Source organism: Parasutterella sp. St.1A3 (assembly GCF_059728705.1).
Window position 1 is genome coordinate 1,213,809 of record NZ_BAAGFK010000001.1, and the last position, 25,433, is coordinate 1,239,241.

A 25,433-nucleotide genomic window follows, 5' to 3' on the forward strand; every position below is an offset into this window, starting at 1 on the left:
CCGGGCTGGATCATTTTTTTTTACCATCTTTTTAAAAACTGTTTAACTATATTTCCGAGCTTATTGGATTAAGACGGGGTGTTTTGTAAGTTTAGTGTTCTTTAACTCTATGAAAATTGCGTAAATCACAATAAGGAGGGGTGGATTTAATATTCATTGGGTAACTTATTGTTTTAAAATTAAATAAATTTGAAATTTATTCATATTCAGTCCAAGAGTTACGTATTTTCTTTGGAGGAAGTCGATAATCAGTGTAATATGGTGGAAATCTTTTCTTACAAAGATGATTCCCTTTTACTTCCATCTCTGGAACCCCGACGGTTGTCAAGTATGTTTGAGTAAATCTTGCCCTTAATCTTGCGAAGCAAGACTATTGCTTATTTTTTTAGTTGGTTTGTCCGAGTAAAAAGGAGGCTATTGTTGATACATACAGAAGAGGCCAATCTACAAATCTCTCCAGGCTGTTTTAAGGACCCTTTTGGATCCTATTTGCCTACCATGAAATTCAAGATCAGTCCGTTCGTGCCTTATAAGGAAGACTGGTTGTAACCAATTGGCTGTAGCAGGCTGTGGAACGGGCCTTTCGGCTTTCTCATGCTTAGTTAAAGTCGATTTTGCTCGAACTGTATCATTAAGTTAAACCCTTATGCTCCTTTGGGTAATGAGCATTTAGCGATTCCGGCTATTTTGGGATCGTATGCCTTACGGCTTATGAGAACGGCCCTAACGATCCGTAACAGTTTAGCTGCAACGGCACATACCAGTTTTCCCCACGGCATTTTTTCTTTTTGCTTCTTTAAAATCCACTTCGTTAACTGTTTGGATTCCAATTTTCCTCTATTGGCCATGTTAATCACGCTCCCGGCCCCTTGCACCATTAAAGACCTCATTGTTTTGTCTCCTCGATGGGTGATTTTTCCTTTCTTCTCGTTGTGCCCCGTAGCAAAGCTTCTTGGTACCAAACCATAATAGGCAGGAAAATCTTTGGGATTTTTAAATCTCTTTATGTCTCCAATCGTTGCACGAAGTCTGCAGCAGCTGATTAAACCCAGCCCCGGAATCGTTTGAATTAGCTGGCAAACTTTATCGTTCTTAGCTAGCACCTCAAGGGTTTTGGTGATTTTATTCAAGGCCCTTTGAACTGTTTGAGCGTGTGTGACCATGTCAACGAGACTTTCCTTGAGTTCCTCCGGAAAAGCTGCGTGATTTTCAATCAGATCTTTCAATCGAGCTTTCCCGCTGATTCCTTTCGATATATTCAATCCCCAGGCTTGGCAAATCCCTTTTAAAGACACAATGCTCTGTCTATATTGCTTGATATATTGTTCCCGCAGCGTTGTTAAGCTCGCGTACTTTTGTTGCTCCATATCTTTGGCTTTGATCGTTCGTAACTGTGTATCCCGTGTAAGGAACGCCAGCGCCTGAGCATCATTTAAATCGGTTTTTTGATTTGAAAAATGAGACTCAATGTAATCCCTTACATTCTTGCCGCCGATAACCAGGCAGCGATGTCCCCACCCTTCTAACCTTTGAACTAAGTAATTCATTTCAGTACAAGGCTCCATAGCGAACGTCGTAGGACTAAGCTCCTGTGCATTTTTTTCAAGCTCTTGATAGTCCAGGCGATCGATACCAACAATTTCTCCATCCGTTGTTATCAGAACAGCACTGACGCAATTCTTGGCTAAATCAAGGCCGATAACTTCATATTCGAGGTTTGTGTCGATTGACTTTGCGAGTATCCTTCTAATTGACATGGGATCACCTTCTTAAAGATTTTGTCACTTTGATTTTGCTCCCTGCATCGGACTGGGAGCAAAGGGGTTCCATGTCATTAGGAAGACTATGAATAAAACCTATAAAGTCGTATTTAATCCTGTCACTTCGACATGGACTCCGGTGAGTGAAGTTTCCAGATCTCGTGGAAAGTCCGGTCTGAGATCTTCTCTGTCCAAGTTGGCGATTGCCGTAGCGTGCGGACTTTTTTCGGTTTCGCATGCAGCAACGTATGATGCTTCCATTTACGCGCAGTCAGGTCAAACTGTCACGGTTAATCAGCCGGCCCTGACTATTGAAGGTACCGGTGGTGACGAGCCGATTATCGGCATTATTGCGGAGAGCGGTTCGGTCGTGAATGTTAATGCTGACATCGTTGACATGAACCTTACAGCACCGATTTCCCATACTAAGGCGATTGTTGCGGCAGGGGGCGAAGGTCCAGGTGCACAGATTAATATGGATGCGAAGCAGATTTCCATCTTTATGAATGGCGGAGGGCGCGGAGTTGAGTCAAATTGGGGCTCTTCAATTAACATGAACGCCTCTGAATCGATTTTGATTTCTACAAGAGCGAATGTAGGCAAATCATATGGAATTCTGGTTGACGGGTATGGCGGTGGCCAAGGCTCTACGCTTTCCATTCAGGCTCCGGATATTAAAGTTTCCACGTATGTGAGAGGCGAAAATGAAAACAGGATAAATGCTGTTTACCTTCGCTCTAATCAAATAAATCTCCATAGTCTTTCTCTTGGAACAGAAAACGCAAAGAATATTGCAATCGATCTGACGATTGAAAAGACTGCTCCGGAAGCCAACGCTATTAACATAACAGGAGGTTCCGCGGTTATCGGCAATAATGACGCTGCTGTGTCCATCAATGTTGTTAACAACGGTACGGAAGAAACAGCCTACGCTCGCGGAATTCAGGTTACAGGAGAAGACAGCAGTCTCACGATCAATGCATCCCGCTTGGACGTTTCGGTCACCAGTAATTTCAAACCGGTTGCCTTTAAAGTTAGTGACAACGCTGCTGTAACAGTTAATGCGCCGACTTCTATAACAGTAAGAGGCGGAAGTAATCAGGATTATGCTAGCGAAGGTATCAGAAATTCCTACTTATCGAATGGAATGTTCCCGGCTACATCAGAATTTGTATTTAATAAGTCAGTAACTGTGGATGTCTCCGCAGAACAAGGGGCACGCGGCGTATGTGTTCTCAACGGACAACCTTCCAATATTTCAACGAGACCTAATGACCACGGCGGTTTGATAACTTTCAACTCTGACCTGACTGTCTCTGCAAATAGCTCAGGGAGAAACGCCAGGGGCATTGCTCTGGACAATGATTTCTTAGACGGAACACATCCGACAACTCCGCTTGGAGACCCTGGATCAGGCGCATTCCTTGTTGTTAAAGGCAATCTTTCATCGAATGCTGTTGCTAAGAGTAATGCGGCAGCTATTGATCTCAATGACAATGCCGGTCTCACGGCTGGTTCTCTGAACCTTTCTGCCGTGTCTCAAACTGCCGGTGCTTACGGTATCAATGTTGACGGCAGTACCGGAAATGTCTACGCCAGCGGCAGTGAAATGAATATTTCCGCTGAATCCCAAGGTAATGGCGAAGAAGCTATGGCAGCGGGTGTTGCAGTTCAGGGCGGCAGTGTCACCTTAAGAGCTCCGGTTATTAATATTTCCGCCAAAGCTCCGGAAGAAGCAGCATGGGCTGTTGGCCTTGCACTTGATACAGGAGCGCATGTCAGTATTGGTCAGGAAGGCGCTAAAGTAACACTGAATTCCGTTGGCGTTGACAGTGATGCAATCTATATTGGCGATAGCGGAACAGTGGAACTTATCGGTTCCATTGATATTCCCAACGGAAATCTGGACATCGGCTACGGCGGTAGTGTTACCGTTAAAGGCGACATCGCTTTGGATGACCTCGGAAGAATCAATCCCGATGGCGGTAACGCGCTCATGATCGACGGCCAGCTCACAACGACCAGTGACCAGGTTTTCCTTAAAGCCGCAGGCGAAAGCCAGGCAACGGTCGGCGGTCTTGTCTCCGGTCTTGACGGACGGATTAACTTTGCTCCCACAGGATCGGTTCTTGTTCTTACAGATCCGGTGTTCACGATGGAATATCTGAAGAGTGCGATGGCAACATACACTCGTCCGGAAACTATTACCATGACCGGTAAAATGGTTGATCTGACCGCCGGCAACATCGGTGATCTGACCAACCCGAACCTGCCTTCGAGTACCTTAACCTGGAACAGCAGCATCACTATCACAGGCAATCAAATCAGCGGCAGCTATGCTGTGGTAGGCAACGTTGACATGGGCAACGGACAAACACTCGAAATCGACGCCGGAAAAGATAAGAATTTCACAATTACCGGTGCGGGTGGAAGTCTCATTACTTCCCTTAAGCCTACCATCGAATTGGTGATTAAGAGTGAAGGGCAGCTGCAGCTTGGCGGCTCGGAACTTACAGAAGACTCTACGCTTACCGGCAGCGTCGTTGCCCAGACTGATGCCGTTTTAAGCATCAAAGGCGCCACAGGCAAAGAGCTGACGAACTTCCACATCACCGGCAGTCTGACAGCAGATGCGAATGCACATGTCACGATCGATGACAATGCGCAGGTAAACATCTCTGATGTAGTGATCGGTAAGAACGCTCAGTTCACAATTGGTTCGCCGCAGAATAAGAGCGGATTCGGCATGCTTCTGGCATCTACACTCAAGCAGATGGGGATTCTGTTCATTGATCCGGACTGGTCTGCTAAACCCAGCCTGACGCTGGCAAACGAAGTTGAATTCGGCGCTGACTCTCAAACCGTTGTGGGTCAGAACTCTCAGCTGATCATCGGTTCTTCTGACGAAAACCTGATTGCAAACACTCTGTCAGCCAACAACCTTAAGTTTGCGGAAGACGGTATCACCGCTGCCGCTTATATTGCCAAGCCGATTAATTTAAACGGCGGCAGTTTCGTTGTTGACGGTTCTTTAAACGAGATTCCGGAAGCGGCACCCGGCTCGATGGTTATCGCAGAAAACGGCTTCCTTGGTGTAACGGCTGACAACGACTCTGCATTAGGCAAGTCGGTCTTGATTTCCGGTACAGATCTGAAGTTCGAAGAAGGCAGCTACCTGTATGTTGACCTTTCTGAAGTGACCGAAGGCGGCGATCTGCAGCTCAAGCTTGCCGACAATGTTATCGGTTTGGAAGATGTGTATCAGAACAACCATCTGCTCTTTAAGGATTCCGGACTTTGGTTTGACTTTGCGGTTCAGGACGGTGTAATTACCGCTTCCTATGATCCGATCGGCCAGATGCCTGAATTAATCGCGCCGAATGTCATGCGTGAAGCCTTGATTAGCGGCGGTGCATATTCGGATACGATCCGTGATCTGATCTCCAACTTAGGCAGCGAAGGCGCTTCCCGCGAACTCAATCGCGCAGCTGCGGCCGGTGCGGCTTCCGGAGCCCAGATTGTTGCGCTGAACGCCGGTTCCATGATCATTGATTCAGTTGAACAGCATGGTTCTCTGTTGGCTGCTTACGCACATGATAAATCCGGTGCCGATCTGTGGATTGATCTCAACAGCTCCTTCAGCAAGGCTTCTTCTTACGAAGTTGGCTCTGCCTCCTACGGTTATAAGAGTGACTTAGCGGGTGCGACAGTCGGTGTGGATTACGCATTTGGCAACGGCGCTGCCGCCGGTGTTGCGCTCAGTATCGGTACAGGTTCTCTGCGCGGCCAGAATCTTGGCTCCGGCGTCAAGAACTCTGTTAACTATCAAGGTGTGAACCTCTACGGTACATGGGCAACAGAATATGCCAACATCATCGGTTCAATCGGTTATCTGCGCACAGAAAACAAGATCTCTTCTTCTCTGAGCTCCAAGCAGAAAGTTCACGGCAACAGCTTCACACCCGACTTTAGGAGAATAGTTCTCTAAATTTTTTCGAGAACCTACGTGGTTCTTATTTTTTCACTTGTTTTTACTTTATTTCTATGTTATAATATTGTAGTGATTTCTTTGTGAGGGACTACTATGTTTATCGGTATCGTTACCGGCGGCAAATATAAATACGTCAAGCTGCTTGAGGGATATAGAGATGAAAACGGCAAGACAAGAAATCGTGTTGTCAAAACATTTGGAAGACTCGATGTTCTTCTGAAAGAGGATCCGGAAGCAGTTAATAAACTCAAAGCCAAGTACAACGGTCAGCACAAAGAAAAACTCGAGCTGCAGCAAAAGCAGCGTCTAAAAGATCTTGAAGAAACATTAGCCTTCCAAGTGGACCAATCTCGTGTTCAAAGTCCTCTGCCGCTGCTTAATTACGGGCACTTTGCTGTCAAACAGATTTGGGAAGAAGACCTGGCTTTAGACCGAAAGTTCAAGTATGTGCAGCAAACAAGCAAGCTAAAGTTTGATCTGAACAGCCTGGTCCGTTACTTGGTGGCCGGAAAGATTCTTGAACCGGGCTCTATTGAGAAAACCTTTAGGCGAAAAGACGAGTACTTAGGCGACCCGATCAAAGACATAACTTTAGACAATTGTTATGACGCCTATACCTACCTGTTCGATCTCAAAGAAGAAATTATTAAGTGGGTCAATCGCCGGATGAATCAATCCTTCGGTACCGGAAGAACTCGTCTGCTCTTTTATGACGTAACGAACACTTATTTCGAAACCACCATGTCGGATAAAGAGAAGGACTATGAGAGGTCTGACTTTGCGGAGGTTTTAATCGATACGGTTAAGCAGGCTGTTATAAGCGAAGAGCTTCCAGTCGATTGTCTTGATCGAGAAGGAAATGTCATCGTCGAGAATCTTCCGGCAGCGTTCATTGAAAAGCTTACGGACGATAAGTATCGCTATTTCAGAATGCGGGGACCCTCAAAAGAACATCGCTTTGACTTACCGCTTGTCTCTATTGCTTTAGTCATTGATCAAAACGGCATTCCTCTGGATTTCCAGGTTTATGCCGGTAATGCCTCAGAGTTTGCAAAAATGCCGGAATCAATCCGCAAACTCAAAGAAAAATACGATGTTGAAGAAGCGGTAGTTGTAGCTGACAGAGGCCTGAACTCGGTTGAAAATTTAACGATGCTGAACGGGAACAATATGGGCTTTCTGATGGCTCAAAAAGTCACCAAGCTCGGTGAAACGCTAACGAAAAAGATGCTGGACCGGTCACGTTATCAGCCGCTAAACAGTGAAGTTCCAGATGACAATCTTTATCAAGTGGTCTCCGATTGGGAGAAATCGGGTGGGAACGGTTCAAAAATCAACTGTACATTAGTCTTTACGTTTAACAAAAAACGACAAAAGCGTGATCAGGCCATCTTGAAACTCTGGCAGGGAATCGTTCTTGCGAAGAAACAGGCGGGAGTCAAAATCGGGCCGAGAAAAACCGGTTGGGCCTGTTTGGCAAAAACAGAAAACGGCAAGGATCAGCCAATTCTTGGAATTGATGAAAAGGTCTTGCAAAACAAACTGGCTCTATGCGGTTATGCTGCCGTTGTGTATAAGGAATCGCCGATACAAGCAGACAAAGACGGAGTGGTCTCTGAAAGAAAAAATCCGATCCTCAAAGATGCCGAAATCGCCGGTATGTATCATCGTCTTAACTGCATTGAGGACTGCTTCAGGGTTATGAAGTCCAATCTCGGTCTGCGCCCGATGTATGTGTTTAACTCAAAGCACATCATTGCGCATTGTCTGCTGGTTTACCTTGCGCTTATCACTGTCCGGCTTATACAAAATCGTGCTGAAAAAAGTTCCGTACACGTGACAGCTGAGGAAATCTCCACTTGTCTTCGAGAGGCAAACGTTGCCCCACTACTGCTAAGTGAAGAAAGGTCAGTCTTTGCAACTGTAGAGCAATGCAGCAATCTCAGAAAAGGTCTTGAGCGGCAAAGCACTTCTGAACTTGTAGAAATGATTAAAAGCGGGAAGATAAAAACATCGAAGACACCGGAGATCTTAGAGGCTTGCGGATTAAAAATGCCAAATAGATTCTGTTCCTTACATGAGCTTGCCAGAAGTCTAAAGACAAAGTTCCCGGACTTTAACAGCGCTGTTCCGACTCTAAAGAGGTTGGATTTATTATGACGCAGGAATAATTCTTAAACTGCCCTCAACCTAAGTAACACAAGGGATGAGGGCTTTTTTATTTACGAGATTCTCCTAAAGTCGGGTATCAAGGTGTGAACCTCTACGGTACATGGGCAACAGAATATGCCAACATCATCGGTTCAATCGGTTATCTGCGCACAGAAAACAAGATCTCTTCTTCTCTGAGCTCCAAGCAGAAAGTTCACGGCAACAGCTTCACAGCCGCGGTTAGAGCAGAGAAGTCTCTTGAACTGAATCCGTCGATTACGGTAACGCCTCATGTTGGAGTTCGTTATCTGCATACTGATATTGATGATGTCAAACTTGGCGTCTTCAAATTCAGCAACAAGAAGACAAATCTTGTTCAGGTACCGTTCGGTGTTGCGTTTAATGCGAACCTCAAAGCGTCCTGCGGCGCAGAGGTTAAACCGTTCATTGATCTCACAATCGCTCCTGCGTTTGGTGATCGCAAGGTTAACAACAAGGTTGGTTATGCGGCCGGCTTAGCCAGCGATACGCTTGACACAAGAATCGCTGACAATGCGATGTATTCTGCGAAGATTGGTGTGAACGCCACTAAGGGCGCTCATTCCTTCACGCTGAATTACGGTATTGGCGGAGCTAACCACGGTCGTGTCGATCAGGCACTTCAGGCAGGTTACCGTTATTCCTTCTAATGATGTCTCCTAGTTAGTTGGAAAAAGGGCCTTAACTGCGGAAATCTGCGGTTAAGGCCCAAATTGTTTCTGAAGAAGAGACACGTCGAAGCTTTGTTTTAAGCGCAGAAGAGTGCGCGGAAAGTTATGATCAAGTTATGGATTTAAAGACAAAAAGAATGCCCGTTCTGCAGATAGTGCCGCAGAGCGGGCATTGATTCTTTTAGCGCCTAATACGGCGCGTCGGAAAAACTTCCGAGCTGTTTGTACGGCGTTCGCCGCAGTGATTACTTAGTCAGAGCCGGGCAGCGGCTGTCACGCTTCTGTTCAATTTCAGACACGAAGAAGTTGCCTTCGCGGTCGATATCACCGTCAACTTTTACACAAGTACCGACTTTAATTTCTGTACCGCGTCTGCTGTCAATGTGCGTGCGCTGATCAGCCGTAAAGGTCTTTCCGCCGATGACCCATGTCTGTTCCGCAGAACCGGCTGCAGGCATCTGCTCAACTCGGCCGTAGAAGCCGTCATGACCGTGCGCATAAACTGTTCCGGCGGCCATAAGAGCGATGGCGGCGGTAAAAACTGTCTTAGTTAATTTCATGGTTATTCACCTCCAAAAGTTGAGTTCAGTGTAGGTTCTTAATGGGGTAACGACGAATAACACGTCTAAATTAGGTACAAAAAATGCGGCCGTAAAGGCCGCACTTAGAAATTAATTTATTGAAATTAAACTTGTTTCTTTATGTCATCAAGCTTGCGCTGAACAGTGTGGAATGTCGCAAGCATAGATGTAGACGGTTTGTTCGGATCAAGAAGGCTGACCACGATGATCGTAAGGAACGAAAGAACGAAGCCCGGGATGATCTCGTAGAGGCCCCACCATGCGCCCTGGTGCCAGACCAGAACGGTAAGCGCGCCAACAATAATACCGGCAAGGGCACCGTTTCTTGTGCAGCCTTTCCAAAGCAGAGAAAGGATAATGATCGGACCGAACGCAGCACCAAAGCCGCCCCAGGCGTAGCTCACCAGAGACAGAACGAGGTTGTTCGGATCCATAGCGATCACGATAGCGACACAGCTCACCGCGATAACCGTCAGCCGTCCGATCCAGACTAATTCGCGCTGATTGGCGTTCGGACGGATAAATACACGGTAGAAGTCTTCGGTAAGGACGGAAGAGCAGACGAGGAGCTGACAGGAAAGCGTACTCATAACGGCTGCAAGAATCGCAGAAAGCAGTACGCCGCCGATCCAGGGATTAAAGAGGGTTGTGGAAAGGACCATGAACACGCGTTCATGATTCTCAGCAACCGCTTTGCCAAGGTCCGGATGCGCGGAGAAGAAGGCGGCTCCGAAGAAACCTGCCGCGACGGCACCGGTGAGGGAGAAGATGAGCCAAATCATGCTGATGCGGCAGGCTCTCGGCATCAAAGCGGCGTTCTTAGCGGCCATAAAACGAACCAGAATATGCGGCTGGCCGAAGTAACCCAGACCCCACGCAAGAAGTGAGATCACACCGATGAAAGTCTGTCCCTGAAGCATGTTCAAGTGATTCGGATCAATCGCGCGAACCTGATCAATGGTCGCGGAAAACCCGCCTAAGTCAACCATAACAGCGATCGGCGCAATAATCAGGGCAAGACACATCATGGTCGCCTGAATGGTGTCTGTCCAGCTGACCGCGAGGAAACCGCCTAAGAAGACATAAGCCAGAGTAGCAATCGTTCCGAAGACCAGAGCCGTTTCATAGGGCATGTTAAATACAAGCTCAAAGAGTCTTGCGCTTGCGACCATGCCGGAGGCGGAGTAAATCGCAAAGAAGAGAAGAATAACGACGGCGGAAATCACCCGGAGCATTCTCGAATTGTCTTCAAAGCGATGCGAGAAATAATCGGGAAGCGTCAAAGCGTTATGGGCGGTCTCGGTATAGACGCGAAGCGGGGCTGCGACAATCAGCCAGTTGGCAAGCGTGCCGAGCGCCAAGCCGATAGCGATCCAGGATTCGCAGATACCGGATAAGAAAACCGCGCCCGGAAGTCCCATAAGGAGCCAGCCGCTCATATCGGAAGCGCCGACGGATAGGGCGGTTACCAGAGCGCCGAGTTTTCTTCCGCCGAGAATGTAATCATTGAAATTTTTTGTGAACCGCCATGCAACAAGACCGACGATTACCATGATCACCAAATAAGAAAAAAAGGTGATGGAAACAGGAGTAAACATATCTTCTTTGAATAAGGTTAGAGGTCTGTATTTAAAAATATGATAACGAACGATCACTGCCTTTTACGCGATTAAAGACACTTAATCAAAAAGGTTCGCGTTTTTTGCGAACCTTTGGGGCTGTTATCCGCCGATATAGGACATTTCGATTTTGTGTTTCGCTCGTTCGGCGGAAGTTTCAGCAGTTCGTATTTCAGAGTAGTGGTCGTCCCTGGCACTCCAAATTCTGCCGATAGCGTCCTCAATTTCTTCGTCGGAGGCACCTCCTCGAAGCATCTGCCGAATGTCAAAACCTTCTGTGGCAAAGAGACATTTATAAAGCTTGCCGTCAACGGAAAGACGGATTCTTGAACATTCCCTGCAAAACGGTTCGCTCACAGAAGAAATAAATCCGATTTCTCCCATACCGTCTTTGTAGCGCCAGCGGGTCGCGACTTCTCCCGGATAATTAGGATCAACGGGTTCGATCGGGTAGCGGCTGTTGATCTCTTCAACAATTTGTCGTGAAGGAATCACATCGTCCATTCGCCAGCCGTTGGTTGCGCCCACATCCATGTATTCAATGTAGCGGACAATGACTCCAGTACCGCGGAAATGTTCGGCGATCTTAATTAGCTCTTTTTCGTTCGTGCCGCGTTTAACGACAACGTTGATTTTCACAGACGAAATGCCGGCCTTTTGAGCTGCCTCGATACCTGCGAGCGTGCGCTCGATCGGGAAATCCACATCGTTGAGCTGCTTGTAAATTTCCGGATCCATGGCGTCAAGCGATACGGTAAGCCGCTTTAGACCGGCTGCGGCAAGCGCCTTTGCTTTGGCCTGAAGCGCGGAACCGTTCGTTGTCAGGGCGACGTCCAAGGGTTTGCCGTTCCAGGTTTTAAGTTTGCCGAGTTCGGTGATCAGATTTTCAATACCTTTGCGCAGAAGCGGCTCTCCGCCCGTAAGACGAATCTTTTCGACGCCGTTTTCAACAGCGATCCGAGCAAGGCGAATGATTTCTTCAAAAGAGAGAATTTCTGTGTGTGCAAGGAATAAATGTTCTTTTTCAAACTTTTCCTTGGGCATACAGTAGCGGCAGCGGAAGTTGCATCGATCGGTCACGGAAATACGAATATCCCGCAGCGGTCTGCCGCGGGTATCTACCCAGTGCGCTCCCTCCCGGTGAACTTCTCCGGCCAGGGGAATCGTTTTGGTGACGTATTTGATCGGTATAACTTTTCTGCTCATTCGTGCCTGTATTTTTTGTGAACGCTAATCATATACCTAGGAAGGTTTTGAGTCATTACGGTATCCGCATTAATCTCTATTAAACCACATTGCATTCAGGCGTTCGAGATTCAAGTATGTGAAAAAGACCACACTTTATCGTCTCTCTAAATAAGCGTCGCAGAAGATAAGTGTTCAGGGAGAAGCGAGCATGATCCGAACCGTTTATTGTGTGCAAAAGACCACAAACTCGCTGTGACATTGAAATCAAGGTGTTAGCCTGTTATTTGCGAACCAAAGCCGTTTCGGTCTGACTGTAAACTATGCGCAAAAGACCACAAGATTATCGGAACCACTGTGCCGCAGATAAAGTCGTTATTTCTTGTTTCTTTGGAATATATTGCATAAACACAGGCGCAACTTTTGGTAATCTTAAACAATGGAACAAGATCTTTTTGCACTTACGCCCGACAGCGCAGAGGAGCCGAACAAGGCTTCAAAGAGCGCTTCGTCCGGGCGTGTTAAACAAGCGGCCGATAAGGCTTCGCCTTTAGCTGAAAGGCTCAGGCCGCAGACCATTGACGAAGTTGTCGGACAGAAGCATTTACTCGGTCCGGGACAGCCGCTGCGCAGCGCCTTTGAGAATGCGCACCCCCACTCCATGATTCTGTGGGGACCTCCGGGCGTTGGTAAGACAACGCTCGCAAGGCTTATGGCAAACGCATTTGATTTGCCCTTTATTTCAATCTCCGCAGTGCTCGGAGGCGTCAAGGATATCCGTGACGCTGTGGAAAAGGCCACAGAAAATCGTCAGAAAACCGGACGCTCGACCGTCGTGTTCGTCGATGAAGTGCATCGCTTTTCTAAAAGTCAGCAGGACGCGTTTCTGCCGCATGTTGAGAGCGGTCTGTTTACCTTTATCGGCGCGACAACTGAAAATCCCAGTTTTGAGGTCATTTCCGCGCTTTTATCCCGCTCTTCGGTTTATGTGCTCGAATCATTAAAGGAAGACGATCTGCTGGAGTTGCTTGATCGGGCGCTCAAGCGCGAGTATCCGACTCTGGCAGTTACCGATGAGGCAAAGAAGATTCTGACAGGGCTCGCCGACGGCGACGCGCGCCGATTCCTGAACGCTTTGGAAGTCTCTGCGACCATGGCGCTTGACCGAGGTGTCACAGTGCTTGACGATAAATTCGTCCGTAAGGCGCTCCCGGCTACCATTCGGCGTTTTGATAAGGGCGGCGACAATTTCTATGACACGATTTCCGCGCTTCATAAATCGGTGCGGGGCTCAGACCCGGACGCGGCGCTCTATTGGATGTGCCGCATGCTCGACGGCGGAGTGGACCCGCTTTATATCGCGCGCCGTCTCATGCGGATGGCAGTCGAGGATATCGGGCTCGCTGATCCCAGAGCGATGGAAGTGACAACGAACGCGGTCGATATTTATGAGCGCTTGGGTTCACCCGAAGGAGAACTCGCGCTTGCCAACGCGGTGGTTTACCTTTCCGTGGCTCCAAAGTCTATTAGTGTCTATCAGGCATTTAATAAAATGCGCGCCTTTGTAAAAAAGGACGGAACGAGACCCGTTCCGATGCATATCAGAAATGCGCCGACCAAGCTGATGAAAGATATCGGCAGCGGAGCGGGGTATCGCTATCCTCCGGATGAGCCGGGATCCTTTGCGGCAGGCGTGAAATATTTTCCGGATGAAATCCGGGAATATCGGGTTTATGAACCCGCGGACCGCGGAATGGAAATCAAGATTCGAGACAAACTTGAAAGCCTTCGCGCGCTCAATGCCAAGGCTCGGCGCGGTCAAATGCCGCCCGGTAAGAAAGTCGGCACGCGTCATGCGAGCGAAAAAGAGGATTAACTGCGGGTTTTCCGAACTTTCAACGCAGGAATAGATCATTCCTAATGCGCCATGGCGTACAATCAAGAAATTCGCTTTGAAAAAATTAAGTAAGAGAAATTAAATGCTTGATCAGAACCTTTTAAGAAAAAATCTGCCGGAAGTTGTTGAACGTCTGGCAACTCGTAAGTTCAAATTCCCGACAGAACAGTACGAAGCTCTGGAAACCGAACGTAAAGCGATTCAGACTGAAACAGAAGAACTTCAGTCAATGCGCAATCAGGTCGCTAAAAAGATTGGCGCTGCTAAAAAAGCCGGTGAAGATGCTGCCGAATTGATGAAGCAGGGCGCTGATATCGCCTCCCGTCTTGGCGAACTCGAAAAACGTACCGCTGACGTGAAAAAAGCTCTGACCGATCTTCTCTTAACGATCCCGAATTTGCCCGATCCTTCTGTTCCCGTCGGCAAAGACGAAACTGAAAACGTTGAAGTTCGCCGCTGGGGCACTCCGAGAGAATTTGATTTTGAAATCAAAGATCATGTGGACGTCGGTGCGCCTTTAGGTATGGACTTTGATGTCGGCGCCAAGCTTGCCGGTACTCGCTTCGTTTTCATGAAGGGTCAGGTTGCCCGTCTGCATCGTGCGCTCGCTCAGTTCATGCTTGATACGCACACAACAGAAAACGGCTATACAGAATGCTATACGCCTTATATCGCCAATCAGGAAACACTGATCGGCACAGGCCAGCTGCCGAAGTTTGAAGAAGACCTTTTTGCCGCTAAGAAAGGCGGTCAGGAAGGCGAGGGCGAAATTTTCTATCTGATCCCGACCTCCGAAGTGACTCTGACCAACTCCGTTCGCGGTCAGATGCTTAAAGAAAGCGATCTTCCGATCAAGATTACTGCTCAGACTCCCTGCTTCCGTTCTGAAGCCGGCTCTTACGGCAAAGATACGCGCGGTATGATCCGTCAGCATCAGTTCGAGAAAGTCGAAATGGTGCGTATCGTTAAGCCCGAAGACAGCTACAAGCATCTTGAAGAAATGGTTGTCTGCGCCGAAGGCATTCTGCAGAAGCTCGGCCTGCCGTATCGCGTGATCACACTCTGCACAGGTGATATGGGCTTTGGTTCTGCCAAGACTTATGACCTTGAAGTTTGGCTGCCTGCTCAGAACACCTACCGCGAAATCAGCTCGGTCTCCAACTGCGAAGCTTTCCAGGCTCGCCGTATGCAGACTCGCTTTAAGAATGCTCAGGGCAAGACTGAATACGTTCACACGCTGAACGGCTCCGGTCTTGCGGTCGGCAGAACACTCGTCGCGGTTCTTGAAAACTATCAGAACGCCGACGGTACAGTTACTGTTCCTGAAGTGCTTCGTCCTTACATGGGCGGCCTTGAAAAGCTGACGCCGGTTACTGCTAAATAATTAATCTGATTAACAAAGCGCTGAAATTCCTTTCAAGAGTTCAGCGCTTTATTTTTACTGAGAGAAAAAAATGTCCGCAGCACTCCCTCGTATCGCAATTTTGGCAACCGGCGGCACAATCGCCGGCAAAGCTTCTTCCGCCTCCCAGACGGTGGGTTATAAACCCGGCAGCGCGTCAGTTCAGGATATTTTGGATTCTGTACCGGGACTTTCTGATGTCGCGGAGATCACAGCGGTTCAGGTCGCTAATATCGGTTCGGAAGATATGACGGATCATATTTGGACCAAGCTGGTCCGCGAAACCGAAAAGCAGCTTGCAGATCCCGAGATTGACGGTGTTGTCATTACACACGGAACCGATACGCTCGAAGAAACCGCTTTCCTTTTAAATCTCATTCTGAAGTCTGATAAGCCGATTGTGATTGTAGGCTCCATGCGACCTGCAACCTCGATTTCCGCTGACGGTCCGATGAATCTTCTGAACGCGGTGCGCACTGCCTGCTCAGAAAAATCGGTCGGCAAGGGTGTGTTAGTTGTGCTCAATGATGAGATTCACGGCGCACGCGATGTGACAAAAACCAATACGACAAACTGCTCGACGTTTGCTTCTCCGAGACTTGGAGCGCTGGGTTTTGTGACAGGCGGAGTCGTCGATTTTTATAAAGCTTCCGTAAAACCGCATACCACTCAGACTCAGTTTACTTCCGCGCTTTTAAACGGCTCTGATCTGCCTCTGACGGATATTATTTATGCGCATGCCAATGAAGATTCACGACTGATTGAAGCTTCGGCCGCCACCGGCGCCAAAGGTATTGTTTATGCCGGCATGGGCAACGGCTCCGTTCATATCAACGCACTGAAGGGGCTGCGCGAAGCCATCGAAAAGGGTGTTATTGTCATCCGTTCTTCGAGAGCCGGAAGCGGCGCCGTGGTGGATTCCGCTCCCGAGTGGAGTGAGGCCGGCATGATTAATGGCGGCACTCTGAATCCTCAGAAAGCAAGAATTCTGCTTCAGCTCTGTCTGGCTTCCGGCCTTGGCAGAGAAGAAATTATTGAAGCCTTTAACCGTTATTAATCTCAAAACCCTGCTAGCGAATGCTCAAGGCTGAGTCGTTTGGTTCAGTTTAAAGAGTGAGATTCTGATTGAACTGCGGGCAGGTGAGCATAGAGCAAGAGGACTGAATATTCAGCCCTCTTGAAACGTTTTAAACAAAACTGCAGTTAATAGGCGGTCTCGCTGGGATCCGCTGAGCATGGATGGTCTTGTAGCCGAACACTATGGCGCAGTAACAATCCTCGTCTTCGCCAATTCCTAAGAATTCGCGGATTTTTGGAGAATACTTTGCGGCGTTAGCGGCGTATCCGGCAAAACAGCAGCCGATATCGCGGGCTTCAGCGGCCATATTGAAGTACGTCATCGCGATTCCGGAATCCACGCCGCCCCAAACAATATTTTTAGGTCCGACGGTAAAGGCGGTGCAGGGCGCTCCGCGAAGAATAATGTCTCTGCCTTTGCGCTGTCTGGCGATAATCGAGTCAATGTCGTAGCGCTTTGAAAGTACCGGATGCACTCTGCATTCGGTGTCCATCCAATCGGTAATCATGTCCCGCAGCATACGGGTCTTAAAGATAGAATCCGTCAAAATCCAGCGGATCTTTCTGTTGTTGCCGCCCGTGGGCGCATAGTTAGCCGCATCAAGAATGCCTTCCGTCACGGTTCTTGGAACAGGACGGGCGGTAAACATTCTGTATGAGCGTCTTGCTTTGAGGAAGAGATCCATTTTAGCGGAGGTTGAAGCATCCGCTCTCGGCGCCCTAGGAAGTGTTTCGCCCGCATCAAGCGCCTGTCGGCATGCGTCTTCCGGGCAATAAGCGGTGCATTGTCCGCAGCTGTTGCACTTATGCGCTATTTCTTCCGGCATGACCGGTCTTCCGTTTTCCAGGACCAGAAGCGACTTAGGACAAACAAAAGTGCAGGTGCCGCAGCCGGTGCATCGTGTCTCGTCAAGAATAAAATTAGACATAGTGTGGTGTGAGTAAAAACAAAGCCGGCGTTAAATCGGCTTTGTAAGTTGAAGGATTAACTCAGGACAGCGCCGGAGGTGCCGGAGCTCACCAGTTTGGCGTATCTAGCCAGATATCCTGTGGTGATTCTCGGCTCACGCGGCTTCCAATTCTTTCTTCTCTCCTCAAGAACCTCGTCGGAAAGCTCAACTTCCAGTTTATGTTCTGGAATATTGATGGAAATAATGTCGCCTTCTTCGAGAAGCGCGATGGGGCCGCCAATCGCGGCTTCCGGAGAAACGTGTCCGATCGCGGCGCCGCGGCTGGCTCCGGAGAAGCGGCCGTCGGTAATTAAAGCGACTGTGGAGCCGAGTCCCGCGCCCATGATGGCCGATGTCGGAGAAAGCATTTCACGCATGCCGGGACCGCCCTTCGGACCTTCGTAGCGAATTACCACAACATCGCCGTCTTTAATCTGGCCGCCCCAGATTGCGGCGATCGCGTCTTCCTCACTGTCAAAGACGCGGGCCGGACCTTTGTGCACGAGCATTTCAGGCGCGACGGCGGAACGTTTTACGACGGAGCCGTCCGGAGCGAGATTGCCGAAGAGTGCGGCAATACCGCCGGTTTCGCTGTAGGGATTGTCGATCGGACGAATAATTTCCGGATCTTTGTTTTCCGCGTCTTTGATGTTTTCCGCAATGGTTTTGCCCGTTACGGTCAACAGGTTGGTATTGATAAGACCTTTCTTAGCAACTTCCTTCATCACTGCCGGGATGCCGCCGACTTCATTCAGTTCTTCGATAAAGTGGGGGCCTGCAGGAGACAGGTGGCAAAGGTTCGGTGTGCGCTCCGAGATTTCGTTTGCCAGATGCATGTCAAGCTTGAAGCCGCATTCATGCGCGATTGCGGGCAGGTGCAGCATCGAGTTGGTGGAGCAGCCGAGCGCCATGTCCATAGTCATCGCGTTAATGAAGGCATCATAGGTCATGATGTCAAGCGGCTTGATGTCTTTCTTCAGCAGTTCCATAACCTGCATGCCCGCCTGTTTCGCAAGGCGGATACGGGCGCTCTGAACGGCAGGAATTGTGCCGTTGCCCGGAAGTCCCATACCCAGAACTTCTGTAAGGCAGTTCATGGAATTGGCGGTAAACATGCCGGAGCAGGAGCCGCAGGAAGGGCAACATTTCTGTTCAATTTCATGAAGTTTTTCTTCGCTGATCTTGCCGGCCTTGTATGCGCCGACGCCTTCAAAAGCGGAGACGAGCGAAAGTTTCTTCTTGCCGATGACGCCGGCGCTCATTGCGCCGCCGGAGACAAAAATAGTCGGGATATTCAGTCGGGCCGCAGCCATCAGAAGGCCCGGGACGTTTTTATCGCAGTTCGGAACCATCACGAGCGCGTCAAAAGCGTGGGCAATCGCCATGGCTTCGGTGCTGTCAGCGATCAGTTCACGACTGACGAGAGAGTATTTCATGCCTTCGTGTCCCATAGCGATGCCGTCGCAGACAGCGATAGCAGGGAACACGATCGGAACACCGCCGGCAAGCGCGACGCCCTGTTTGACAGCGTCGACGACCTTATCGAGGTTCATGTGTCCGGGGACGATATCGTTTTTAGAGCTGACGATACCGATCAGAGGTTTTTCCAGTTCTTCGTCGGTCAGGCCGAGTGCGTAAAGCAGGGAGCGGTGAGGTGCGGCTTGAGAGCCTTTTTTGATTTTGTCACTTCTCATATTAATTACCTTGTTTTCGTTATCCTGTTGAACGATTCTTTCATTGTATCTTCTTCGGTTTAGACAATACGTCGATAGCCGATGATTTTGCCTTTCCAATAAGCGCTGTTCAGATATTCCATACGGACATATCCTCCGCTTGAGGGCGCGTGCAGAAACCTTCCCTTATCAGCAACCAAACCGGTGTGCAGAGATTTTCCGACTCTAAAGACGACAATATCGCCCTGGCGAGTGTTTCGCGCGGCGGTCCATTTTCCTGCCTTAGACTGACCGGACGTGTTGCGCGGAACGGTTATACCGTGTCGGCTGTAAGCCCAATAAATCAGGCCGGAGCAGTCAAAGCCGTCGGAGGGAGAGGATTTTCCGTAGGCGTACTTGACGCCGTACTGGGTCATCGCCGTTTTTAGGACGCGAGAGCCGAGCGAGCTGTTATAGCTGACCGGATCATATTTATAGCGGCTTGAGCTGAACATGGAACAGCCGCTGAGTGCGAGCATAGAAAGAAGCGAAAGTGTTGTTCTTCTGCTGAGTTTACGATTGCACACGCTGTCCATTTACTTCAGGAGGATAGAGGTTATTGGAATGCATTACAGTTTAGCGCAATGCTGCTTAGAGGATTCTGAAGTAAAAAATCGGGTAGTTTGTCTTACGATTGAGAACTTTTTATCTGCGGCATGCAAAATGCCCAAGACACTCATTGAAAGAGTCTTGGGCAATGTGCGTGCTGCCAGCTAGGAGAGTTGCGCTTTCTAGTGTCTATTTATTTTTCTGTTCTTTAAAACGAGAACTCAGTTCTTCTTTAAGTGCTCCAAGAACGGGCGGAAGCGTTTGCGAGCAAGGACCGGTAATTTCATGCGTAAAGCTGGCATTTCTTCGTTTTCCGGTTTCGATATCGAAATTAATACGAATCGCGGCTTCAGTATCCAGAACGAAATTGGCTGCAGGATAAACGGCCCCGGAGGTGCCGACGGACATAAACACGCAGGCTTTTTTCAGGTAACTCGTGATCCAATCCAAGCCATACGGCATTTCGCCGAAGAGAACTACATTCGGTCTGACCGAGTAGCCAGAGGCGCCGCAGACCGGACAGACATTATTTTTCTTATAAAGACTGAGCCTTGGAAAGGTGTTTTTACACTGACTGCAAAGCGAGGACTGGAAATCTCCGTGCAGATGGAAGACTGAGGGAGAACCAGCGAGTTCGTTAAGATTGTCTACGTTTTGCGTGACGTGTACGACGTCACAGTAGTCTTTAACCGCCTGCTGAAATTGTGCAATTGAAGTATGAGCGGCGTTCGGCAGACAGTCGACGGCCTTTCCGATTCGGAAGTTGTAAAACTCAAATACGTCTTCCGGGCGTTCCTTCAAAGCTGTGTCTGAGGCAATTTCCGACGGATACCAGTTTTTCCATAAACCGTCTTTGCCTCGGAATGTCGGTATGCCGCTCTCTGCTGAAAGACCGGCTCCGGAAAGGATAAAGACTAATGGTCTGGAATCATTGATGATCAAGCGGCCAAAATCGATGTTCATTTTTGTCCCTAATTGTTTTAATAATTGTTGGAATATGTTGATTCCTCTGCGTTTTTCTTTTAAAGAGGGCATTGGAATCCGAGTTCCCGCTGTGCCTTCCAAAAGAATTCAATCTCTCTGCAGTGTTATCAGCTTATGTGATCTGTGCGCGGATTGTGTCGGAAGGCCGGGGACGGCAGAGACGTCGGACTTATACATATAGGAAGAAAATTCAACATTTCTGTATGAGTTCCTTCTTCCTTACAGTACTCAGAAATTTTCCCATTCGAAGCCTCGCCGTCAGCACCGGACCTGATGAAATGCAGATCTAGCGTGCAAGCGCGAAAATAATTACTGAGATTTACTGCAAACCCAGTCATTTTGTCTCCGAATGATAAAAGCCGACAATGTCAATTTAAACGATAGTACGAAAAATTTTGTCGCGCGGAAAATTGACCGAAAGGTAAAGAACTCTGCCTTTAAGCGCAAAAGAATGACGCATGGAAAAGAGAGAAGTTTCCCTTGTAGTAAGATTCAAAACATCCTACAGACAATGTGAGAGAGAGCAATGGGCCGTAAATATAACCGCAGTTCCGAAGCGGATATCATTTTAGAAATTCTCGCAAGGATTCCCGTCAGCAACCGCTATGTCTCAGCGGACGAGATTGTAAGATCGCTCTCGGAAGCAGGCATTGAAATCAGCCTGAGGTCGACTCAGCGCTATTTAAAGCAGATGGCGGACAGCGGTAAATACGGAATTATTCGTGATACCCGTGACAGTGCTTACGGATATCGCCGCGAACGCACTTGTTCTCAGTTTGATTCAATCAATCTCAGACCTAATGAATGTCTGCTGCTGAGGCTTGCTCAGGAACATATGCGCTATCAGATGCCGGGTGCTGTTCTCAAGTCTTTGGATTTTCTATTTGATGCCGCGGAAAAAGAGCTGAACGAGAAGGGGCGCAATGCGAAGGAGCGTAACTGGCTCAAGAAAGTCTGTGTAGTTTCTTCTTCTATTTCTCAGATACCGCCAAAGATTTTGCCGAGAATATTTGATTCGGTTTCAGAAGCGCTTTATGAAGAAAAGATGCTTCGCGTCGAATACACCAACAATGAAGGCAAAACCACGAAAGCGGCGGTAGCGCCTTTGGGCTTGGTGCAGCAGGACTCGCGCCTGTATCTGATATGCCGCTTTGAACACTTTGATAATGAGGTGCATTTAGCGCTGCACCGATTCAAACGAGCGGAAGTGACGGACTTCCCGGCTGTTCGCCCGAAGGATTTTGATCTGCAGGGCTACGTGAACGACCGGCATTTCAATTTCAGCAACGGAGCATGGATCCATTGGATTTTAGAGTTTGAAAGCGATCAGACGGCAAGGAATTTGACAGAAACGCCGTTCAATACTTCTCAGATATTGGAAAAGGGAGAGGATGGGATTTGGCACCTGGAAGTTGACATTCAGGATTCGATGCTTTTGGACGGATGGGTTGCCATGTGGAAAGAAAAGGCCGGCATCAGAAGATCGGACAAGCAGCCGATAGAGGGAGATGTGCCGGAGATTATCGGACTAAGCAGACCGCGATAAATTCGGAAGGTCAAAATAAAATTCCCGCTTCGTTTTTTAAACCGGGAGCGGGAATTTTGGGAGAAACGGCTGCAGCGCAGCCGTAAAAAAGTACCGAAGAAAGATTACTTCTTAGCAGCTTCTTTCTTCTCTTCCTTTTTGTCTTCTTTTTTCTCTTCTTTCTTTTCTTCAGGTTTGTTTTCCTGAACTAAGACAGTGGAGAGCTGGCAGAGACGAGTATGGAAATCGTCGAGCTTGTGAGTATCGATCGGCAGTCCGCCGTCGGTGAAGACCTTAAGTACGGTGTGGAAGTTAGCGAAGATATCGCCGCGCAGGAATGTGTGTTCGTGTCTTCCGCCGAGCATATCGCACCAAGCGAATGTAACGTAGAACACATTGTCTTTTCTCTCAAAGCCGAGGAAGGAAACGTCACCGGGGTTGAGCGTTCTGTTCTGCTGTTCGGGCGGTACACTAGCTTTGATGTTGCCAACTACATTAGGCATTGTTTACTCCTTCAAAACAAAAAGGTTTGTTATAGGTTTTATATAAAGCCAAGGGAGTAACTTATTGCGACACCCTCAGTTTTATCGTTTTTGCGAAATCGCAATGTGTTTTTAGAGGGTTTTGATGCGATTGTCAATCTTAAAATAGAAATGGGCGGGTAATGCCTAATAAAATTTGGCGCGAAACGTACTAGTTTTCATGTCGAAATGGTGATTATTTCTGCGCAAAATGAATTCGTCAGACAGGATGTCCTACGGGCATGGAAAGCGTGAGAATCCTGCTGATGAGTCGGGCATCAGGAGGGCTTTAGATGCAGGTAAGTATTCGGCTGCTTTTGCTGCGGGATTAGTTATCTGATTTAACACTGTCTATTCTTCTAAAGAAGGCGGCGAGTTGGGCTGCAGACTTCCCTTGCAGTTTGTTAACGGCGGATGCCCGTACGTGATCAACGGTTCTTTTGGATATTCCTAAGCGTTCTCCGATTTCTTTGTTGATAAGACCGTCGGCGACGAGTCGGCAGATTTGTTCTTCCCGCTCTGTGAGCTTTTCGTACATGATGATTTCGTCCTTTAAGTCGGATGCTCCGCCTCGTCTGTCCAAATCAATCTGGACCGCCCGGGCGACCGAGATTAAAAATTTCTCGGGTTTGATCGGTTTTTGCTGGAAGTCAACTGCTCCGCGAATCATTGTTTGCACCGCCATATCTATATCCCCATGCGCGGTCAGAAAAATAATAGGAAGTACGCTTTTTCTGGCGTTTAATTCACTTTGAAGTTCCTGTCCGGTCATGATCGGCATTTGCTCATCAAGTACCAGACATCCTGGGCGGCTTGGAGAGTCGGCGCGAAGAAACTCCTGAGCATCGGTGTAAGCCGCAACCTCATAGCCTTCGCATTTGAGAAGAAATTCAACAGAGTTCAACAGGTCGAGATCATCATCTATAACCCTGATAAGCGGTGTTTTAGGCGACATTTTGACTTTCCTTTGCAACAAGAGGTAGACGCATGATGGCTTCAATTCCTTTTTCCGGAAGCTGTTTGAACATTAGACTTCCTTTGTGGTTTGAAATAATCAGCTGAACAATCGCAAGTCCAAGTCCGAGGCCTTCGATCTTCTTGGACTGAAGCGGTTCAGTGATTTTGGCGAACTCCTCTTGTGTGAGCTTGGCTCCTTCGTCCCGAACGATAAATTCAGCGTAAGGTTCTAATGAGTTCTGTTCCGGAGCTGCAATGTTAATGCTAACTCGAACCGGACTCTGAGGTGGAGAGGCTTCCAGTGCGTTTTTAATGAGGTTAACGACGCACAGTTCGATTTCTACCGGATCTCCGTATATTAATATCTCGTGTTTTGCGCTGCAGTTCAGAAGGATAGGGTTTTTAGAAATTCCGGACTCTTGTATGAGCGAAACAGACTGAGTAACCAATTTTCCTAAATTCAAAATCTTACGTTTTTGTCCGGAACCTTTAGCGTAAGCTCGGACTTTGGAGACGATACGTTCGGCTTTTTCCGCTTGCCCCTGAACCTTTGAAATGACGTCGCTGATGACATCAGAGGAGGCATTTTGTTCTAAAAGTCTCTGCAGTCCGTGCGAGTAATTCATGATCGTTGCAAGCGGCTGTCTTAATTCATGAGCGACAATCGAAGAGATCTGGCCGACGGCTCCTGCTTTCTGCAGTGTCTGAATCTTTAACTGCGCTTTCTGCGCTTTCTGCAGAGTTTCTTTCTGGCGCTGAAGAGCTGTTCTTAACTGATTGGTTCTTTTATCCACTAAATAAGTGGTTCTTACAGAATGAATGAGCAGCGCAATAACAGAAAGAATAAAAATAAGGATATAGGTTCCGTATTCCCGTTTAATTCTCTCCCAAGTCCATTCTCGTAAATATTTATAGTGACCGAGCCGAAGATCTTTGTAGAGCTGATCAGTGGAAGCGAAGTCGGAGACAATTCCCCAATGAAGGTTATTTTGACCGGGCGGCATGGAAAGCAGGGCAAGTTCGACTTTGCGCGCGTCTTCTGATGATAGATTTGGCGTCGCGAAGATTGTCCAGTTCGGATATAAGTCCGTGGAGGTCGCGCACTTTAAATGTCTGTCAGATGCTCTCTGACCGATGACCTTGAAATCGCTCACGTCACGCCCCATATTCTGCAGTTCTTCCAAAAAGCAGGTTCGCACAACTCCGACGTCAGCTTTTCTTTCCCTCAGAATCTCCAAGATGCTCTGCATATCGTAATCCGAAGTAACATGACGAGAGAAGAAGCGGTCGGGATTGTAACCGCGTTTATGCAGTTCACCTAATGCAATATTGCTTCCGGAGAATGCATTCGGGCCGGTCATTGCGGCGATTTTATTTTTAAGATCAGGTATATCTCTTAAGTCAGTTCTGCTTTTTAATGCGATAAAAACACTGCCTTCTGCACGATTGGGATCCGGAGCGAGCGAGGACACAACGCTTGCAAGGTCCCGGGCTCCATTCATCTTCATTCGGGCATAGGTGCCGGCAGAGCTTAGAACTAGATCAGGTTTTCCAATATCCGAAGTTTCACCTGAATAGACGCTGACTTTAAAGTGATTTGGTCCGAAGAGTTTTTTGAGTGTTTCAACAGTGGACTCAAGAATGGGATAGTTGATATTCGGATAGGCAAACTGAGTAATCAGCATCGTTACTACTCGTCTGTCATCGTCGGCTTGGGAAGATTCGGGAGCATGCAGTACGTCACCAATTTTTGGCGGCTCGTAGGCATAGGCGGCGGACCAAAGGCCGAAACAAGCCAGAACAGCAATTTTGATCAAATATTTTGGATTCATGAGTTGGTTGTGTTCGTTTTTCTTTGATTC

At 48.2% G+C, this 25,433-nt stretch carries 18 protein-coding genes; 7 read left to right on the top strand and 11 right to left on the bottom strand.

Features of this window, described 5'->3' with window-relative positions:
- Window positions 1–644: 644 nt before the first annotated feature.
- Window positions 645–1,757, bottom strand: a complete 1,113-nt coding sequence (locus AC6I1F_RS05755) for an IS110 family RNA-guided transposase (protein WP_290432607.1) — start codon at window positions 1,755–1,757, stop codon at window positions 645–647.
- A gap of 88 nt (window positions 1,758–1,845) precedes the next feature.
- Between AC6I1F_RS05755 and AC6I1F_RS05760 the strand changes: the two genes are divergently transcribed.
- The 3 genes from AC6I1F_RS05760 to AC6I1F_RS05770 all read left to right on the top strand — a co-directional run bounded on the left by AC6I1F_RS05760 (window position 1,846) and on the right by AC6I1F_RS05770 (window position 8,591).
- The gene (locus AC6I1F_RS05760) at window positions 1,846–5,748 is read left to right on the top strand and encodes an ESPR-type extended signal peptide-containing protein (RefSeq protein WP_497801647.1); all 3,903 of its coding nucleotides are present in this window, start codon (window positions 1,846–1,848) and stop codon (window positions 5,746–5,748) included.
- 96 nt (window positions 5,749–5,844) lie between these two features.
- Window positions 5,845–7,911 (top strand): IS1634 family transposase, encoded by a 2,067-nt coding sequence (locus tag AC6I1F_RS05765; RefSeq protein WP_289185511.1) that lies wholly within the window; start codon window positions 5,845–5,847, stop codon window positions 7,909–7,911.
- Window positions 7,912–8,006: 95 nt separating this feature from the next.
- On the top strand, window positions 8,007–8,591 hold the full coding sequence (locus AC6I1F_RS05770) for an autotransporter outer membrane beta-barrel domain-containing protein (RefSeq protein WP_497801648.1): 585 nt from the start codon (window positions 8,007–8,009) through the stop codon (window positions 8,589–8,591).
- A 266-nt stretch (window positions 8,592–8,857) separates the two neighbouring features.
- Here AC6I1F_RS05770 and AC6I1F_RS05775 read toward each other — a convergent pair whose 3' ends face one another.
- The 3 genes from AC6I1F_RS05775 to moaA form a co-directional block, all read right to left on the bottom strand.
- The gene (locus AC6I1F_RS05775; RefSeq protein WP_289163254.1) at window positions 8,858–9,172 is read right to left on the bottom strand and encodes a DUF5666 domain-containing protein; all 315 of its coding nucleotides are present in this window, start codon (window positions 9,170–9,172) and stop codon (window positions 8,858–8,860) included.
- A 125-nt stretch (window positions 9,173–9,297) separates the two neighbouring features.
- Entirely contained in the window at window positions 9,298–10,791 is a 1,494-nt protein-coding gene (gene putP, locus AC6I1F_RS05780; protein WP_289163256.1) for a sodium/proline symporter PutP, read from the bottom strand.
- A 123-nt stretch (window positions 10,792–10,914) separates the two neighbouring features.
- Window positions 10,915–12,018 carry a GTP 3',8-cyclase MoaA gene (gene moaA, locus AC6I1F_RS05785; protein WP_251450461.1) on the bottom strand — a complete coding sequence of 368 codons (1,104 nt, stop codon included), beginning with the start codon at window positions 12,016–12,018 and terminating at the stop codon, window positions 10,915–10,917.
- A gap of 418 nt (window positions 12,019–12,436) precedes the next feature.
- Between moaA and AC6I1F_RS05790 the strand changes: the two genes are divergently transcribed.
- The 3 genes from AC6I1F_RS05790 to AC6I1F_RS05800 all read left to right on the top strand — a co-directional run bounded on the left by AC6I1F_RS05790 (window position 12,437) and on the right by AC6I1F_RS05800 (window position 16,353).
- Window positions 12,437–13,873, top strand: a complete 1,437-nt coding sequence (locus tag AC6I1F_RS05790; RefSeq protein WP_289163259.1) for a replication-associated recombination protein A — start codon at window positions 12,437–12,439, stop codon at window positions 13,871–13,873.
- Between the two features lie 103 nt (window positions 13,874–13,976).
- Complete coding sequence (gene serS / locus AC6I1F_RS05795) at window positions 13,977–15,278, top strand: serine--tRNA ligase (protein ID WP_160334474.1); 1,302 nt, start codon at window positions 13,977–13,979, stop codon at window positions 15,276–15,278.
- A 70-nt stretch (window positions 15,279–15,348) separates the two neighbouring features.
- Window positions 15,349–16,353 (top strand): asparaginase, encoded by a 1,005-nt coding sequence (locus AC6I1F_RS05800; protein WP_289163260.1) that lies wholly within the window; start codon window positions 15,349–15,351, stop codon window positions 16,351–16,353.
- 130 nt (window positions 16,354–16,483) lie between these two features.
- Here the strand turns inward: AC6I1F_RS05800 and AC6I1F_RS05805 are convergent, their stop codons facing one another.
- The 4 genes from AC6I1F_RS05805 to AC6I1F_RS05820 form a co-directional block, all read right to left on the bottom strand.
- Complete coding sequence (locus AC6I1F_RS05805; protein ID WP_251450481.1) at window positions 16,484–17,302, bottom strand: nitroreductase family protein; 819 nt, start codon at window positions 17,300–17,302, stop codon at window positions 16,484–16,486.
- A gap of 56 nt (window positions 17,303–17,358) precedes the next feature.
- Window positions 17,359–19,017 (bottom strand): dihydroxy-acid dehydratase, encoded by a 1,659-nt coding sequence (ilvD, locus tag AC6I1F_RS05810; protein WP_497801649.1) that lies wholly within the window; start codon window positions 19,015–19,017, stop codon window positions 17,359–17,361.
- Between the two features lie 59 nt (window positions 19,018–19,076).
- A complete protein-coding gene (locus AC6I1F_RS05815; RefSeq protein WP_289077951.1) occupies window positions 19,077–19,571 on the bottom strand; it encodes a C40 family peptidase in 495 nt (164 codons plus the stop codon).
- 202 nt (window positions 19,572–19,773) lie between these two features.
- Entirely contained in the window at window positions 19,774–20,547 is a 774-nt protein-coding gene (locus AC6I1F_RS05820; protein WP_497801650.1) for a Sir2 family NAD-dependent protein deacetylase, read from the bottom strand.
- A 547-nt stretch (window positions 20,548–21,094) separates the two neighbouring features.
- On the opposite strand from AC6I1F_RS05820, the gene AC6I1F_RS05825 reads away from it, so the two are divergent.
- The gene (locus AC6I1F_RS05825; protein ID WP_160334480.1) at window positions 21,095–22,114 is read left to right on the top strand and encodes a helix-turn-helix transcriptional regulator; all 1,020 of its coding nucleotides are present in this window, start codon (window positions 21,095–21,097) and stop codon (window positions 22,112–22,114) included.
- 104 nt (window positions 22,115–22,218) lie between these two features.
- Here the strand turns inward: AC6I1F_RS05825 and AC6I1F_RS05830 are convergent, their stop codons facing one another.
- From AC6I1F_RS05830 to AC6I1F_RS05840, 3 genes are all read right to left on the bottom strand, one after another.
- On the bottom strand, window positions 22,219–22,596 hold the full coding sequence (locus AC6I1F_RS05830; protein ID WP_251450488.1) for a hypothetical protein: 378 nt from the start codon (window positions 22,594–22,596) through the stop codon (window positions 22,219–22,221).
- Between the two features lie 346 nt (window positions 22,597–22,942).
- Window positions 22,943–23,569, bottom strand: a complete 627-nt coding sequence (locus AC6I1F_RS05835) for a response regulator transcription factor (protein WP_251450490.1) — start codon at window positions 23,567–23,569, stop codon at window positions 22,943–22,945.
- Complete coding sequence (locus AC6I1F_RS05840; protein WP_289163268.1) at window positions 23,559–25,403, bottom strand: sensor histidine kinase; 1,845 nt, start codon at window positions 25,401–25,403, stop codon at window positions 23,559–23,561. Before AC6I1F_RS05840 ends, AC6I1F_RS05835 begins: the two co-directional genes overlap by 11 nt.
- Between the last annotated feature and the right edge of the window lie 30 nt (window positions 25,404–25,433).

Excerpts from the sequence above, each read along its gene's own strand:
- serS (WP_160334474.1), top strand. The coding sequence starts at position 13,977 with ATGCTTGATCAGAACCTTTTAAGAAAAAATCTGCCGGAAGTTGTTGAA.
- AC6I1F_RS05815 (WP_289077951.1), bottom strand. The coding sequence starts at position 19,571 with ATGGACAGCGTGTGCAATCGTAAACTCAGCAGAAGAACAACACTTTCG.
- AC6I1F_RS05805 (WP_251450481.1), bottom strand. The coding sequence starts at position 17,302 with ATGTCTAATTTTATTCTTGACGAGACACGATGCACCGGCTGCGGCACC.
- AC6I1F_RS05755 (WP_290432607.1), bottom strand. The coding sequence starts at position 1,757 with ATGTCAATTAGAAGGATACTCGCAAAGTCAATCGACACAAACCTCGAA.
- moaA (WP_251450461.1), bottom strand. The coding sequence starts at position 12,018 with ATGAGCAGAAAAGTTATACCGATCAAATACGTCACCAAAACGATTCCC.
- AC6I1F_RS05820 (WP_497801650.1), bottom strand. The coding sequence starts at position 20,547 with ATGAACATCGATTTTGGCCGCTTGATCATCAATGATTCCAGACCATTA.
- AC6I1F_RS05790 (WP_289163259.1), top strand. The coding sequence starts at position 12,437 with ATGGAACAAGATCTTTTTGCACTTACGCCCGACAGCGCAGAGGAGCCG.
- AC6I1F_RS05825 (WP_160334480.1), top strand. The coding sequence starts at position 21,095 with ATGGGCCGTAAATATAACCGCAGTTCCGAAGCGGATATCATTTTAGAA.
- AC6I1F_RS05840 (WP_289163268.1), bottom strand. The coding sequence starts at position 25,403 with ATGAATCCAAAATATTTGATCAAAATTGCTGTTCTGGCTTGTTTCGGC.
- AC6I1F_RS05800 (WP_289163260.1), top strand. The coding sequence starts at position 15,349 with ATGTCCGCAGCACTCCCTCGTATCGCAATTTTGGCAACCGGCGGCACA.
- AC6I1F_RS05760 (WP_497801647.1), top strand. The coding sequence starts at position 1,846 with ATGAATAAAACCTATAAAGTCGTATTTAATCCTGTCACTTCGACATGG.
- AC6I1F_RS05765 (WP_289185511.1), top strand. The coding sequence starts at position 5,845 with ATGTTTATCGGTATCGTTACCGGCGGCAAATATAAATACGTCAAGCTG.
- AC6I1F_RS05775 (WP_289163254.1), bottom strand. The coding sequence starts at position 9,172 with ATGAAATTAACTAAGACAGTTTTTACCGCCGCCATCGCTCTTATGGCC.
- AC6I1F_RS05830 (WP_251450488.1), bottom strand. The coding sequence starts at position 22,596 with ATGCCTAATGTAGTTGGCAACATCAAAGCTAGTGTACCGCCCGAACAG.
- ilvD (WP_497801649.1), bottom strand. The coding sequence starts at position 19,017 with ATGAGAAGTGACAAAATCAAAAAAGGCTCTCAAGCCGCACCTCACCGC.
- AC6I1F_RS05835 (WP_251450490.1), bottom strand. The coding sequence starts at position 23,569 with ATGTCGCCTAAAACACCGCTTATCAGGGTTATAGATGATGATCTCGAC.
- putP (WP_289163256.1), bottom strand. The coding sequence starts at position 10,791 with ATGTTTACTCCTGTTTCCATCACCTTTTTTTCTTATTTGGTGATCATG.